The organism is Zhongshania sp. R06B22, assembly GCF_040892595.1.
Taxonomy (GTDB): domain Bacteria; phylum Pseudomonadota; class Gammaproteobacteria; order Pseudomonadales; family Spongiibacteraceae; genus Spongiibacter; species Spongiibacter arctica.
Genome location: NZ_JBFRYB010000002.1, coordinates 274,160 through 290,432, shown reverse-complemented (window position 1 = coordinate 290,432; position 16,273 = coordinate 274,160). Strand labels below are relative to the sequence as shown.

Sequence of the window (16,273 nt, the reverse complement as noted above, 5' to 3'; positions counted from 1 at the left end):
GATTAGCATAAACCATTTGAATTCACGGCATTGGCAAACGCGGCAGCCAGGCTTGCCGCGACCAACAAGAAAATCTTAGTCACCGATGACCCATTTTTGAGTAATCGGATAGCGGCGGTCACGCCCGAAGCCGCGCTCGGTGATACGTGTTCCTATAGGCGACTGGCGACGTTTGTATTCGTTTAAATCAACCAAGCGTAAAATACGATACACCATCTCGCGATCAAAGCCCGCCTCGATAATGGTTTCGGCGCTCTCGTCGTCCTCTATATAGCGCTCCAGTACCTGATCCAAAATATCGTAGGGTGGCAGACTATCCTGATCCTCTTGCCCAGGCGCCAACTCAGCCGATGGCGGCCTATCAATAACCCGCTGCGGAATCACTGGCGACACGGTATTGCGATATCTTGCTAACTCAAACACCCGCATTTTTGCAACGTCTTTTAGGACGTCAAAGCCACCGGCCATATCACCGTATAAGGTCGAGTAACCCACCGCCACTTCACTCTTATTGCCGGTAGTGAGCACCAAATAGCCTTTCTTGTTTGATATCGCCATCAACAATACGCCGCGGCAGCGAGCTTGCAGGTTTTCTTCAGTTTTGTCCGCGGACATACCCGCGAACTCATCGGCTAAGGCAAGCATAAAGCTATCGTACAAGGCTTCAATCGAGATCACCTTGTAGCTCACACCCTGCACCTTGGCTTGGGCTTGGGCATCTTCCATACTCATTGACGCGGTATAGCGGAACGGCATCATCACGGCTTCAACCCGGTCAGCGCCCAAAGCATCTACGGCTATCGCCAAGGTCAACGCCGAATCGATACCACCCGACAAGCCCAAGACTACACCGTTAAAACCATTTTTATTGACGTAGTCCCGCACTCCCAGCACGAGGGTCTCGTATATATCTTCCAGCACCGGTCGCAGATCACTGACCTCGCCGTCATCAAACCGCAAACGGCGACCATCCCAGCGAGCATTCACGCAATTAATGTATTCAACGTAAGCGGGACTGCGCGCAATTAATTCCCCTTCCTCAGACACCACCATTGAAGCGCCATCGAATACCAGCTCATCTTGGCCACCGACCAGATTGCAGTACACCACTGGCATGCCACCCTGCCAAGCGCGCTGCGCCAACAAGGCTTCACGCTCGATCTGCTTACCAGCATGGAAGGGCGAAGCGCTGAGATTCAACATTAACTTAGCCCCCTCTGCTTTGGCGCCGGCCGTTGGTGCATCTTCCCAAACATCTTCACAAATACTGATCGCCGTGGGGACACCAAAAATATCCATCACCAGGGTATCGCGGCCCTCCTTGAAATAGCGCTTCTCATCAAAAACACGGTAATTAGGCAGGCATTGCTTATGGTATTCATTAACCAGCTTGCCACCGAAAAACACACCCGCCGCATTATACAAATAGCCATCCATCGATCGCGGATAACCCAGCACTACATAACATTTCGGCGCATGGCTGGCGATACGCTGCAGCGCGCGCTCAACGCGGTGCGCCAGGCTGGAGCGCAGCAATAAGTCTTCAGGCGGATACCCTGTAATCACTAATTCTGGAAACAAAATTAACTGGGGGTCGTGACGCGATACCGCCGTTTCAATGTTGGCGATAATCTTATTTGTATTACCCTCGATATCTCCGACGACGGGATTTATCTGAGCCATTACGATACGCAGGGAGGTCATTAATACAATTCCATAAATAAAAACGAGGCCGCGCCCGGTCGTCGCCAGGCAAGCACATGAATACAGAGATCTATTCTAGCAAATAAGCGAGAGTGCATCCCCCACTATGGGCGTATAAACTACGCTTTAGCTAACATCAGGGCACAATATGTTTTTTGCGCAAGATTTCCTCCAGCAACGGGCCATAATGCGGGTGTACAGCGCGTATCGGCTTGTTCTAGCAAGCATGATACTGATTGCCTTGCTATTTGGACCAGCAAATTCCACTTTGGGAACTATTGCACCAAAATGGTTTGCCATCGCCGTCATCGGCTACACCCTCTTCGCCATTGCGGCCCTGCTAATCCATACCTTATTTAGCACCAAATATAGCCAAACCCAGCTATTCTTCGAGTTTTTTGTCGACGTCGGCGTCATCATGCTAATGAGCTATTGCTCTGGCAGCGCCGACTCTGGCCTGCCGCTATTACTCATTGTTACCATCAGCGCCGCCAGTATTACTATGCCCGGACAGCTAAGCTTAGCCATTGCCGCACTGGCAACCATATCTGCAATCAGCGAAGTCGCCGCCCACACTTTGAGCGAACGGGTATCTGCGCAACGATTTATTGTTGCAGGCATGACCGGCACCACCTATTTTGCGGCCGCTATAGCCATCCGCTATTTAAGCGCGCGCATCGTTAAAGCCCAACAATTGGCCGAACACCGCCGTACCGACATAGAGCAGTTGTCGCGAATCAATCAGCGGATTGTGCAGCGCATGCAGACCGGAATAGTCGTGATGAGTAAAACCGGGCAAATAAAACTCATCAATGCAGCCGCCACAGAGTTACTCGATATCCCCACCCCCGTCACAGACAGCAACCATTATGTGCCTCCTGCGCTCATAGACATGGCCCGCAATCATAAGAACACGACAAAAGTTATCAATATTGGCGCGGGGCATTTAGACATCCATGTCAACATGAGCATTCTTGAAAAAAATAGTGATAGCCACCGCTTACTCTACCTGGAAGACATCAGTAAAATTAACCAGCGAGCACAAAACCTAAAATTGGCTTCTCTAGGCCGCTTTACCGCCAGCATTGCTCATGAGATCCGCAACCCACTGAGCGCCATAAGCCACGCCGCGCAACTACTAGCAGAAAGCCCTGATTTGAACGAAGTCGACCAGCGCTTTGCCGCCATTATTCAAAACCACGCGCTACGTATGAACGACATTATAAAAAATATTCTAGAATTATCGCGCGGTAGAAGCCCAGAGCCGCTGCGCTTTGCACTAAGCTCATGGCTAAAACAATTTCTAGATGACTGGCAGCCATCGAATCATAAACCGCTGGATATTAACGTGGACAGCGCTCTAAAGGATGACGACGTCAATGTCGATCGCAGCCAGTTAGTGCAAATTATTTCTAATATTGCGGAGAATGGCGCGCGTCATGGTGCCGAAAATAGTGATAAAGCCATTCTTACTTTTCGCTGCATAAAGAATGCCAGCTCCGGGGCAGTAAGTCTTGATATCATCGACAACGGGCCAGGTATCAAGCCCGAAGATGAAGACAAAATATTTGAACCTTTTTTCACAACACAAAAACAGGGCAACGGCTTGGGGCTTTATTTGTGTAGGGAACTGTGCCTAGCCAACCAAATACACATTTATTATCGCCGCACTGAGCGCGGGGAGAGCTGCTTCAGACTACAATTTTCCCACCCTGATCGCGGCACTATCGCTGACTAAAAAAGAATCTAAAAAGAGTCTAAACAAATGCAACAAACCGTGTTAATTATCGATGACGAGCCGGATATTCGCGAACTTCTCGACATCACCATTAGCCGAATGGGCTTGAAAACTATTGCTGTTGGCAACGTTCACGATGCCATGCAGGCACTGCAGTCAGACCCCGCAATTAACTTATGCCTAACCGACATAAAATTACCTGATGGCTCTGGTTTAGAAATAGTCCGCCATATCCAACAGTCATCCCCCTCTACCGCGGTCGCGGTGCTAACTGCCTACGGCAGCACCGAGGTGGCGGTCGACGCATTAAAGGCTGGGGCTTTCGACTTCATCAACAAACCAGTTTCAGTAGAGCAACTCCGCAACCTTGTTAAAAGCGCATTAAAACTTGGCCGCCGCGACACCCAGTTTGATGGCAGCAGCAATACTAGACTTCTCGGCGAAACCCCGTGCATCGTCACACTGCGCGAGCAGATCATCAAATTATCACGCAGCCAGGCGCCAATTTATATCAGCGGTGAATCCGGCAGTGGTAAAGAGGTCGTTGCTCGGCTCATTCATGCTAATGGCCCACGCAGCGATGCCCCTTTCGTCCCCGTAAATTGCGGTGCAATTCCCAGCGAGCTCGTAGAAAGTGAGTTTTTTGGCCATGCCAAAGGCAGCTTTACCGGTGCCTATGACCACAAAGAAGGTCTGTTTGAAGCAGCAAATGGCGGCACGCTATTTTTAGATGAAGTGGCCGATCTACCCTTGAATATGCAGGTGAAATTATTACGCGCCATACAAGAAAAAGCGGTTCGGCGAATTGGCTCCAACCAAGAAATACCCGTCGACGTTCGCATCCTCAGCGCTACCCATAGAGACTTAAGCAAAGCCGTTGCGGCAGAACATTTTCGCAGTGACTTGTTCTATCGAATCAACGTTATTGAAGTACAAGTGCCAAGCTTACGAGATCGCCGGACAGACATTCCTCTACTAGCGAAATTCATGTTAGACAAAATCGGCAGAGAGTGGGGTTTGACACCTCCGGTCATGAGCGATGAAGCACTGCAAACCCTGTGCGACTATCGCTTCCCCGGCAATGTGCGCGAACTAGAAAATATTATTGAGCGCGCTGCCACGCTCTGCGAGAACAGCATCATAAAGCCAGATGACTTGTCTCTACCCTCAGCACCTGCAACTACTGAGGGCGCTAACACGTCAGCAAAAATAGCAAGCGAGATATCGCATATGGAGGCCGCCAAGGGCGATATGGAGAGCTATCTTGCAAATATAGAAATGCAGATTATTTCCGATGCAATGGAAGCTAACCGCTGGAATAAAACGGAGTCAGCAAAAATGCTTGGGGTGACGTTTAGGCAGTTCCGCTACAAGCTCAAAAAACATCAGCTAGACAATTAAAACCGGCGGCTACAAGCCGCCGCTTTTCCATTGCATGAAGCTATTTATAAAAATAATACATGCGCTTGCGACCACTAGTAATTGGCTTACCTTCACTGGGCTTAAAGATAGAATCGCCATCCCCACCCAATAGGAAGTAGCGAATCTCCCCATTCAATAAAACCAGTCCTGAAATTGCGGTTGGCGGTAAGCCACCACCAGCAAACTCTGACCTCACGGTTTCACCAGTAAGCACATCAACCTGATAAGCAAAGGCACGTCCAAGACCATTGCTACAGGTACCCGGCGTTGGCGTATCTGGTTTATTAGTGGCGAAATAAACCGTACCCGTTTCAGTCAGTGGAGCGTTTACCCCTTTTTCACCCGCAGAATAATTCAAGTAATAACCTAAATACGGTGAGGTACTGCCGTCGAATACATAGGTTGTACTATTAGTCGAATCACAAGTCACGCTTGTACCACTGACATTACTATTGTCGATGCAGGTTAATGTAGTTTGATCCAATAAATCGGACTCCACCACGGCTGTAAAGCCTGCCGCCGACGCCCCCTCATTTGGGTCAATTAACATATAGAAGCGATTTTGGACATTCTGCGCAGTCCCGGCCGTAGCAGCCGCGGTATAGAGTGGATGCTCGCGATCTCCGGTCGAAGCCACCACTAGGTCAAAGCCATCGGTGGGCACAACATCAGGTGGATAAAGCATTTTTCTGGCGTTATTTCCTGTGCCGCCTAGCGCCGCAAACTTGGTAAGAATGATTTCTGTAGCCGGAGTGGTGGTAACTGGACTGACGTAAATATTTGTTGAGTCTTGAGGATCAAGATCAACCCGCCATATATTTGCGCCAACATCGGCCGCGTAAAGACGGTCTGTATAACCGTCTCCGTCTCTATCCAACAGTGTTAAATCTGCAGGAAAAGCATTGCTCAACGCGCCGTTACTAACACATGTTCCGGTAACACCCTCTGTTCCCAAAGTGCTAAAACTCCCGGCGGGAACAGAAGCACAGCTATTTAATGCCGCCCAAATAATTTTACCTGTAATGCCATCAAGGATCACGATACCACGACCCATCGTGTCGGCCGCAACGACAGGGTCGGCATCTTGTTCTGGTGAATTACCAGCGCCAAAGATCAATACCGGTCTAGCCCGCCCACCGATTTTGGTGACTTTTGGCTGCGACCAGGTATAACCCAACTCTGGCAGCTGCGTAGTAGTGAATCGCCACATAACCACCGGGTCCATTGGATCAGTCACGTTCATAGCGTATAGCAGGCGGCCACCACGACGCGCTGACATATAAAGATAGACATCTCCCGAGGTCGCACCTGAGCTACGGCTATCCTGAAAGAACGTAGTCGTGCCATCAAAGAAATAATCACGGTATTCAGCATCAGATGCCGCAGGCGTGTTTGGGAAACGAATCGCAGGGTCGTCGTTAAATTGACGTGGAAGCTGGTCAACAAACTCAGGCGCCACAAAGCTCCACAATTCCCCGCCCGCCCTCACAGAAACTGTATTGCCACTATTGCTTATGGCGGCACTGCGATTGCCATTAATTGCTCGGAAAAGACCATCATTAGAGCCGTAGTAAACAACAACCCCTCGGCTACCATAATTTACTACCGCTGGACGCGAATGCAAAACATCGCCATGAATAGAGCCACGCACATTTAAAGCACAGCTTCCATCAGAGCATGGTCCAGGCATTTGCTCATTTGCAGCATTATCTTCACCACGGACCCAATTAATAATACTAGCGGTATTTAATGAGTCTGTAGAAGCGGTACATTGAACGTTAGCCAAAGCACTGGCATAGACATATGCTCCACCGCCAATGCTAACTGTATAGTTATTAGCATCCACATTACGGAAGTTGCTAGTTGAAACCGACGCACCGGTGATTAACGAAGCGTTCAAAACCGTCGCAGCACTGTTGGTGCCATTGAGAGTACACGACTGCAAAGCCTGAGCAGCATTGAGACCATGCGCTATTTGCCCCACATTGATCCGGCTGGTCAAGCGGGTCACCGTCGCATTTGTAAATGTGGTGGTACCCGCGCTAACAGAGTTACCCGTCTTGATAACAAATTGGCTTGCAGAAGCGGACTCTAATACGCAAGGAGACGAGTTGGTGCATTTTGAACTGCCGACAATCCCTGCGCCTAACACCACCCGATCTTCGCTGGTGGAAAAATCAAACGTCGGCGACCCGACAGCGTAGCTATAGGTACACCGACGATTACCGCCGTTGCCACTGCACACTGATGTCCCAGATATCTGCGCCTGCTTACCCGCTGTAATGGTCGACGTTGCGCTACTTGATGTGGCAGAAATTATTGCATCTAGGGCACTAACCAAATCACTATTACTTGTTTTAAATTCAGTTAAGGCCGCATTGGCAACACAACCAGAGCTGGGGCAGGTATAAACACGACGCGCACTCTGGTCCGCCAGATAATCCACCCGCAGCATTTGTGCGGCGCCGCCCTTCTGAACCAGATCTCCATCAGGCGCATCAAAGGTAAAGCCATCGCCCTCTGGACTATTTTTCCAAAAACCATCAATAGGCCATTGCGCCTGCCCTACCGGCGAATTAGTAGTCCAAAAGCTTTGCGCACTGTCAACTAAGCCGCCGGTAACCGGGTTAACTACCGACTGAGAGTCAACAGTGGGGTTAAGAGCATCCGTCAGCACAATACCGCCGTTTATATCTACACCAAACTGAAACTGCTTAACATTACCCAACCAGCGCGGGCCGCCAGTAGGGTTAGGGCGGAACATGGCGATATAAATCTGGTTTTCAAACGTGCCCTGGGTGTTTGCACTCACTGGCAAAGTCGCAGAAGAGAAGACGCTATTAACATCAAGCACTTCATTAAAAATCTCGCGGAAAATTTGCGCCAAATCTGCATGACTTGTCGCCGTTACCTGGTAAGCCTTACCGCCACCAACTCTGGCAATTTCACCAAGAAATGCTAACTCCTCTGCGACTTGTGATTGAACACTAGGATCATAAACGGCGATAGAATAAGTCGTAACATTGCGATCAGACTGGGCGCTGTCGTCAACGTCCACCTTGTTCATAAAGTATGTCCATTCATCCGCCCAAAAATCATTGGCCGGATTTTTATTAAAGCCAGTCACATTCCTAATTGTTGCGTAATTATTATATTCGGCCGACCCATTAGCATAACCAAATGCTGAATTCAGTTGATTAAATAGCACTCCACTTGGATTGTTATTACCATCTTTTACACTGGCATTAGCTGCAGTGGCATTGCCAATATAAACCATAACAGCATCGCGGCATGAACCGCCTGGCACGGCCAAAGAACTATAATTCACACCGGAGCACGATGCCGATGCGCCAAGACCATTTAATACAGCCCAGCTCTCGGACACCATATCCCCCATTTCCGAGGCATTGGCAGTAACTCGTCCATCAATCGCCTTCAATTTAGTAACAAAGGCATCAATACCCGCGGAGGTCAGTAAAGTCGGTGGAATAATCAAATACCCGCAGCCATTGTTACCATTGCCAAGACTGGTGCCGTTCGGGAAAGACGTGTCGAGGTTATTCTTATTGAATACCATTAAGCCGACTTTTAGAGCACCTAGGTTATCAATATCAGCTTTCAGAGATAGCACCGCATTCACCATGGCGCACTGCTCCATACCACCGACCGTTGTCGCACCGAGCGCCGGTATACCCGCGTTATCACTGTACACACAGCCATGCACAGCGTTGGCGTTTACATTACCGCTGGTATGCCAGGCAAGCAGCACCGTCTGAGCTTCTGAGGACGGCGTATTACCCACAAAGAGATCAATATCCTCAGCAACAACCAGCCCACCTGATAAAAACAGTAACGCAGCGGCGGAGACCAGAGTTCTCATGGTGTGATTAAAAGTTTTCATAGCGGCCTCGCAAAATTAAATTCAACAAACGTCTAGCCTTAAAGACATGTGGTACCTAATGCAGCGCGGACATATACGCCCTGATGCATTTCTAAATTAACGCCCGTCACTGTATCGACTACATTAGCCTGAACATCCCAGGTCATTTTCACGCAACCCGAATTTGTGACGGAGGCAACGCCCTCGTTATCCCTAAAAATATTATCGTCAACATCCTGAGCGGTGCGAATACAGTCTTTGTCCTTGGGATAACTTAGCTCCGAGCGCAGTATCGGCGCGATGCGCAGGCAATTCGGCGGCGGCACAACGCCCACCATATCAACCACCCCATTACCGTCAAAATCACTTTCGATATTTGAGTTGGCGGTAGGCAGTGGCAAAGAGAAGTTAGCGGGATTCGATATATAAGTTTCCAGCGCATTCCTAGCGGCCAACTTGGCCTCTAAGCGGTACTGCTGGTTGCCGGCAATTTTGAAATTAACATTACTGCTGGTCAGCATGCTGGCAACAATAACGCTAAAGATGCCCAACATAATCAGTACAATGATCAAAACCACACCGCCCTGTTTATTTCCCAAGTTAGAATTCATTACTCTCTCACTCCGCCAACATTCGGTAAGGTAATAACAGTCGAATAAACTTGTCGCCTCACATTATCGCTGTAGGGACCTAGAACCTCGCGGCCAATATTGTAGGTTTTACTATTGCTAATGTTGTTACTGGAACGACTACCTCGTACCAGTATTTTAATTTGCATTGAGACCACATTTTGCCAATTTAGAGTATCGCTACTTTCCCATGTATACGCTGCGCCAGCAGGACAGCCAGCAGGTTTGGTATTAACAGTGGGATTGGCAACATAGCAATCTGGACCGCTATCGCCGTCAAGGTCTAGACCATACTGGTAATGAATATCCTCCACCCCTTCAACCAAGGTCTTAATGTCACCACTTCCATTTAAAAATTCATAAGCCTTGAGACTGGCAATACCATCACCGGAGCCTGTGCAGTCATTACATGGCGAAATGAAATAGGCTCGCAGCGTGTAGGGCCACGCTTCAGCCAAGGTCGACGCTAAGGGGGTGCAGCCGTTTTCTCGAAGATCCAGATCGCTTCTATCGGTGCTGATTTTGAAAGCAAGTGAATCTAAAGTGCAGCCAGACATCTGCAAATAAGGCGTCGTATTACTTGCCGGAATATTGGCTGCGGTGACCGCAACCGAGTTTGGGTCTACATGACGAACGATCAGAATTTCTGACTTATCCCGCACTTGGGCGCTGAAACAGCTAGGAATCGTCAAACCGGGAGCCGAGCTGGCACTGTCGTAGGGAAAGCCATTAACGGCCACAGGCATGACTACCGGCGTGAGAATACCGCTAAATCCTAAGTTGGCGACCGTCGTTTCGCAAGGATTCGGCTCGGTGTAAGTAACCGCCCCCAAACCGGGATGATAATTACCGTAAAATCCGCCCAGAGCAAGGTCTTCATTAAACACCTGCAAGGCGTAGCGACCATTTTCTATTTGATCCGAGGTGTTGGCCAACTCTGTGCGAGTGGTGCTAACGGAAGCGACAAGGCTGATAATACCCAGTAACATAAATGCGCCCAAGCCGAGCGCGATCAATAGCTCTACCAAGGACAAGCCGCGTTGATGAGTCCTAATATCTAATTTGCATTTCATCAAGACAAATCTCCAATACGGATAATCGCGCTGATAATACGTCTAAGCTTTTCGTCACCGTAAAGATCCTTGCCACACGTATTACTGGCCGGGGCGGTCACCGTGTCGTTCAGTCCTTGCCACGCCACAGTAATACGGTAGGTTTGATCCGTCGCACTAATTTGCTGCACACAGCCCCTAGCTCCCAGCATTGCACCTACATTGGTATTGCCGATTTGTTCTGAGGCGCCCTGCAATAAATTATTCCATTCGCTAAGATCCGCATCGGCAATCGTTTGCTGGGAAGTATCACCTAGCGAGCACGATGTCAGGGAGGTCACCTGATACCCCAAAACTGACCCGCTACCACCATAGGAATAACAGCCGGCCACAGCCCTATTGGCATTTATCCGATCAACCATATCCTGCAATAAATTCAAGGCCTGCAAACGCTGGTAGGACTCAGCCTCCTGCTGCACTGTTCTAACCATCAGACCTGCGGCTCCCATCAAGCCAACAAGCAACACAACTAGCGCAACTAAAATCTCAATCAAGGTAAAGCCGTTGTGCCTAGAGCGGGTAATTCTGGTCATTAGCAAGCCCCATCATCAGTAATGGTGCTGCCACTCAATGACAGGCGCACACATTTCGCTGCACTCGCATCTGCCGCACTCGCCAAACTAAAAGTGACCGCACTGTCGATACGTCCATTACTTCGAAAGATAAAACTGTTCGCACTGCCAGTAATAGATAATCCAGAAATTGCATCCTGCGCGCGCAATGTTGTCGCGCCGGCAGCCACAGTCCAACCTTCAACCCAACTGCTGCCCACTCTAGCCACGGTAATATCGGTATTGCGCTTCACTGCTTCACTTCGCGCTAACTGAAACGAAGTTGTCAAATCACTTGCTACACTACGTAAGCGCTGGGTGCGGACAAAATCAGTAAATGAAGGTACCGCCACTCCCGCGAGTATCGAGACAATACCCAAGGTCACCATCAATTCAAGCAGTGTATAACCGCGCTGTTGGCCTAATTCCAGCATCGTGTCGCCCCCGCTGCATAGCCTTGCTGGCCCTGACTATTTAAGGTTAGAGTGCCACAGTCATCATCGCCGGCTTGATTCGATTTCGGCGCCGCGGAAACCGTATAACTCGGTGGCGTGGCCGCATTATCTGCCACTGTCGTCACCGTATAGTTCTGCTCTACCTGAGAAGGCACTGTAGCGCCCAAATCTAGCATGCTGGTTGCGTAGCTCCGCTCATCAAGAAAATTGCGTTCCTGTAAATTTGCAACTTCCTGCAGGTAGCTAGCAGCTGCCGAACGATTAGCGCGGACAACGTAATCACGATAGGAAGGCAAGGCAACCAAGGTAAGAATGGAAATGATGGCAACCGTGATCATTACTTCAATCAGGGTAAAGCCTCGGTGACGGGCTAAGGATAAAAGCATGTGTAAAGCGTCCAATTAAAATGACTCGCTTTACACTTTAGGAAAGAATTAGATCAATGTCAGCTGGGGGCCGACGATCGGTAGACTCAAGGCGACCAGCGGTAGGAACAAACTCAAGTGGACCTTAACTAGCGGCGCCAGCAGTCGCTTATGGTTTTTGAAGAGCCCGCCGGTTTATCCGTTATAGCAAGGGATCCCGTCTCATCCAGAGTAAAATCTCCGCAGCTATCGTTTGCCATTAATCCCGCTCGACTGGCCCTGAGCGTGAATGCATTGGCGGAAGCAGAGCTAGACGCTATATTGTAATAAGCCGCGCCATTTTCTGGCACTTTAGTCAAAAATACCGACGGCAAAGTCGAGCCTGCCGCGGTGGTTGTGTAGCGCCCATTTGCCGAGTAATACCGCTCTAACGCTTGAGCAGCCGATAGCAACGCACCGCTCGCTTCAGTACGCCGCGACTTAGCCACTTGTTCCTGGTAAGAGGGATAGGCGACAGACGCCAAAATACCGATGATCACCACAGTAATCATAAGCTCTATTAAACTGAAGCCTCGCTTAGAATGTATCACTGCAGCTGTCTCCATGACTGCCGACCAGAAGCCTCGCTTCCTCCGCCCGTCTCTGTAATCACGCCAATCGTACCACTGGTACCCGACGTGTATTTGTATTCGAGTTCGCCCGCGCCAATGATACCTGGCGTTTTAATCATCTCCGGGCTTCCGATACCACTTGCAGGATAATAGTCTCCTTCAAATAGTGCTAAATCCAACAAATCAACTTTACCATCGCCATTGATATCCAATACTGGATCGCCAATGCGACCACCCGTCTCAGCATCTAACTCCATCAAAAAACTACTACCACCAAAACCGCAGACACTTTCCGAGGGAATAATAGTGGCGAAGATAATTCTGCCGTTGCGAAGCACAGGTTGCGAAACGACCCGCTCACCGGTACGCGCTTTCGACGGCGGATACAAAGGTAAATGCCAGCCATAGGTCGGCGGAGAACCAGCACTATTGTTAGTTACAATGCGAATTTGATTTGTAGAGACTGACCCATTTTTGGTTGTAGCCGCCCCTTGAAATTCTATCGATTGCGAAAGCAATTTATCCCTTCCAGTAAAGCTTGCACCATTATCACGGATACCGTAAAAATCTTGAACTGGCGGTGTTGCTGGCAATACTGCGTCGCTGTTCTCGAAATATTTACCAGTACCGAAGTAAACCATATACCCACCTTGAGGGTGAGCACCTACCGTCGGACGAGAGGTAATCGGCTGAGGGTTACCGTCTAAATCAACAACGGTATAAAGAGGTGTTGCGACCCCCGCCGTCTTGAAAGCAACATCCCACTGGTTATTATTTGTTCCCCTTAAATCAAACTTCCAAAGATTGCCCTTCAAATCACCTGCGTAGACAAAATCAGTGACCCGGTCATTATTGACGTCGACGGGGACTGGCGTTGCCAAGCCATTATCGGTGCCACTTACCCCAGTATTAATTGCCTTCAGCAATGCGCCGGTTCCCAAATCGACAACGAAGAGTTTGACGGTATCACCAGAGTTATAGCCATTGCCAAAGATCGCGACCCACTTACCTCCTGCCGCAACGCGCGCGATGGCGGGCTGACTCATAGCAACGCCTAATTTATCAGTGGCAGTAGTTGGTGTCGCAAACTCCCAAAGAAAGTTAGATGCACCCAATGCGTCAGGATTTGTAACATCAATCGCAAAAACAGATCGACCACCGGCCGCAGTCGAGCCAACTAAAATGGACTTCCAAGCGCCACTCAAATAGGCATCTAATACTCGCGGTGATCCATCGACGATATAGGAGTGCTCGTACTCAGGCGCTGTCAGTTCAGCTAACTTCGGATACGCAGAAACAGGAATATAAGCAAATTTCTCAACACCCGTGGAGGCATTAAAGCCATGCAACATGCCATCATTCGCGCCAACATAAATCATCGAGGTACGTGCGGCCTTAGCCGAAAGAAAACTTGCGTAACTTGAGCCTTCAAGTCCCGGTAATTTGTTGTAGCCAAAGTTCTCATTCTGACCAACAAAAAAGGGATCTGAATTAATAATATCGCCCAAAATAGTTGAACGCCCTCGGAACTTATTACCCTCAAGACTCTTGTCACCTCGCAGCCAAGCGAGGCGCGCCTTACCATCAGCAATCGATTCACCAGCGATAAGCTCATTCTGTTGACTTGTCGCCAATTGACTCCAGTTCGCATCAGTGAAAGCAATTGCCTTATTTGTGAATCCTTGTTGATCACCCACACCCGTTATAATATTTCTTGATGCTGGCGCTGGGATTCCACCTTTATTGGTATCCCAAACAGCATTATTAAGGCTACCGTCGCCATTTAAAGAATAGGCGATAATTCGACCCGACCACTCTAAACTATTAAAACTCGCTTGATAAACTAATGTTCCGGAATCCAGTCTGGTGGAGTTCGCGGCGACCGATGACGCCGAAGATTTACTTTCATTAGCAATCGTTTGTAAAATCGCGCCAAGCTTGTTCGCAAATACTTCTGGCTCTGATGCGCTAAAAAACCCGCCCCGGGTATTCACAGCCGCATGCAGTAAATCATCAATTTTATGAACTTCATTTGATGTTGGTTTAGGCCAGGAGATGGTATCGCCGGATGAAATCGCCGCAAATGCTGCATCTGGGTCAACTGTACCAAAAACGCCAAGACCCACACCAAAAGTGGTCATATGCTGCCAGAATGCCGGCGAGGTTTTAGATACCGCAACCACATTGGGCATATCTGTACGAAGATCATTTTTCCAATAATACATAGCCGCATCGGCTAGCGTACTCGATTCTCCATCGGTAAATGGCGACACCTTTTTATAGCTAAAACTAGCACCAGTAGGCCCAGTTTGCGTAGGTCCATCAGTACCATCATTATTATTATTTGGCCCGCCACTGGTAGCAGAGCCAGACCAGTAGCCGTCGGTCATTAATACCGTATAGTTTCTTCGGCACTCCAACTGATCCGAGCTATCATCAGTACCAGGATCGGCGCCCCAAGGCCCCTTATTATCCTTTCGTGAAAAATACTTACCCGCATAATCCACTGCTAAGCGTAATGGAGTTCCCGCATTTGGGATTTCACGTTCATATAGCGATTTGTAAAAATTAGTTCGTGCTTCGCCGTCAAAAGCGCGCACACCGTTAACAATCACTTTGGTCTTTTCACCATCTATGGTGGTTTCGTCTTGGTTAATACTGCCAAAACCAACACGTATGCCTACACCCTGTTCAGCGAAGGCATAGCCGCTGCCGCCGCGGGCGGTTAAAATGCGTGAACGATAATAGGTATACCAGTTTGCGAAATTCTGTATTTCCTGCGTATATGTACAAGAAACAGCCCCATCATCGGCCTCATCACAGTCATCACGATTTTCACGACCGTCACCGGTATATGTCTGGCCTGAACGAATCTCGACTTCTTTGAAGTTACTCCAAGACCAATCACTGCCCGCACCCTTGTACCAAAAATATTTAGCGGGCCAAAATGATTTATTGTTAGTGGTGAAACTACAATCGCCACCACTATCGCAGCTATACCATCTAACGCTATTGTAATTGCCATTATTAACCGTAAGGTTGCGGCAGAGTTTTGCATCAAAACTATTCGTAGTTCGATCTGGGTTATGCAGAGCGCACTTAGGATCAGCATCGGGATACAAGCTCCCATCGGCTTTGATCCAGGGTGCATAAGTCGAGTTTGGATTGTAGTAAACGGAATTTATTTGTGGCGATCGCGAACGTGCATTAAACCCTGAGTTTGCATCGACAGTGGGCACATAGTTGCTATAGTCATCACCTTTATAGACGCCATCTGCCCGAGGGAATATATATCGAGTGCTACTATAAATAATGCTATCTGGCATCAACTCAAACTGCATTGAACCGGAGTCATCCAAAATATACATGACATTGGGCTCAGCGGCCTGAGTTAAAAATAATGGATTTTGGGCAATATCATCATTCACTGGATCAACCGATGAGCAGTCTTTCTTCTCACCTTTAACCGTAAACTTAGCCTTACATTTTGTATTATCATTTTTGCTGTTATAGACAGTCAGCTTATTATCATTAAACGCATACTTTCTATTAGGACATTCTTTCTTTTTATCGACATCGACACTAACTATTTCAGTAATTTTACTTAAATCTGAAAAGGTGTACGTCTGATTAGCATTTTTCTTACCGATAGACTTATTAGTCACCTGCTCGATAATACAGCTATCTGCGGCATAGGCAGATGACATATTCAGTAAGCTCGGAAAGATTATTGCCATAGAAAAAAATAATAAACCGACACGCGTATTACGCTTCTTAGATATAGTCATAATTTTTCTCGACCTAAT

At 48.5% G+C, this 16,273-nt stretch carries 11 protein-coding genes; 2 read left to right on the top strand and 9 right to left on the bottom strand.

All coding sequences use genetic code 11. The features are described 5' to 3' along the window. Positions 1-75: 75 nt before the first annotated feature. Positions 76-1,704 (bottom strand): NAD+ synthase, encoded by a 1,629-nt coding sequence (locus AB4875_RS17150; RefSeq protein ID WP_368377337.1) that lies wholly within the window; start codon positions 1,702-1,704, stop codon positions 76-78. A gap of 148 nt (positions 1,705-1,852) precedes the next feature. On the opposite strand from AB4875_RS17150, the gene AB4875_RS17145 reads away from it, so the two are divergent. Together AB4875_RS17145 and AB4875_RS17140 are read left to right on the top strand one after the other, a co-directional pair. Further along, a complete protein-coding gene (locus AB4875_RS17145; RefSeq protein WP_368377336.1) occupies positions 1,853-3,442 on the top strand; it encodes a sensor histidine kinase in 1,590 nt (529 codons plus the stop codon). Positions 3,443-3,469: 27 nt separating this feature from the next. Continuing rightward, complete coding sequence (locus AB4875_RS17140; RefSeq protein ID WP_368377335.1) at positions 3,470-4,843, top strand: sigma-54-dependent transcriptional regulator; 1,374 nt, start codon at positions 3,470-3,472, stop codon at positions 4,841-4,843. A gap of 40 nt (positions 4,844-4,883) precedes the next feature. Here the strand turns inward: AB4875_RS17140 and AB4875_RS17135 are convergent, their stop codons facing one another. The 8 genes from AB4875_RS17135 to AB4875_RS17100 form a co-directional block, all read right to left on the bottom strand. Continuing rightward, the gene (locus AB4875_RS17135; RefSeq protein ID WP_368377334.1) at positions 4,884-8,765 is read right to left on the bottom strand and encodes a pilus assembly protein; all 3,882 of its coding nucleotides are present in this window, start codon (positions 8,763-8,765) and stop codon (positions 4,884-4,886) included. Between the two features lie 38 nt (positions 8,766-8,803). Beyond that, positions 8,804-9,355: a PilX N-terminal domain-containing pilus assembly protein gene (locus AB4875_RS17130; RefSeq protein ID WP_368377333.1), complete on the bottom strand. Its 552-nt coding sequence runs from the start codon at positions 9,353-9,355 to the stop codon at positions 8,804-8,806. Further along, positions 9,355-10,446: a PilW family protein gene (locus AB4875_RS17125; RefSeq protein ID WP_368377332.1), complete on the bottom strand. Its 1,092-nt coding sequence runs from the start codon at positions 10,444-10,446 to the stop codon at positions 9,355-9,357. The genes AB4875_RS17130 and AB4875_RS17125 overlap by 1 nt, the downstream gene beginning before the upstream one ends. Continuing rightward, entirely contained in the window at positions 10,446-11,018 is a 573-nt protein-coding gene (pilV, locus tag AB4875_RS17120; RefSeq protein WP_368377331.1) for a type IV pilus modification protein PilV, read from the bottom strand. Before pilV ends, AB4875_RS17125 begins: the two co-directional genes overlap by 1 nt. Continuing rightward, positions 11,018-11,470: a GspH/FimT family pseudopilin gene (locus AB4875_RS17115; protein WP_368377330.1), complete on the bottom strand. Its 453-nt coding sequence runs from the start codon at positions 11,468-11,470 to the stop codon at positions 11,018-11,020. Before AB4875_RS17115 ends, pilV begins: the two co-directional genes overlap by 1 nt. Next, the gene (locus tag AB4875_RS17110; RefSeq protein ID WP_368377329.1) at positions 11,458-11,877 is read right to left on the bottom strand and encodes a type IV pilin protein; all 420 of its coding nucleotides are present in this window, start codon (positions 11,875-11,877) and stop codon (positions 11,458-11,460) included. The genes AB4875_RS17115 and AB4875_RS17110 overlap by 13 nt, the downstream gene beginning before the upstream one ends. A 128-nt stretch (positions 11,878-12,005) precedes the next feature. Next, the gene (locus AB4875_RS17105; protein ID WP_368377328.1) at positions 12,006-12,446 is read right to left on the bottom strand and encodes a type IV pilin protein; all 441 of its coding nucleotides are present in this window, start codon (positions 12,444-12,446) and stop codon (positions 12,006-12,008) included. Then, the gene (locus AB4875_RS17100; RefSeq protein WP_368377327.1) at positions 12,443-16,255 is read right to left on the bottom strand and encodes a pilus assembly protein; all 3,813 of its coding nucleotides are present in this window, start codon (positions 16,253-16,255) and stop codon (positions 12,443-12,445) included. Before AB4875_RS17100 ends, AB4875_RS17105 begins: the two co-directional genes overlap by 4 nt. Positions 16,256-16,273 lie beyond the last annotated feature (18 nt).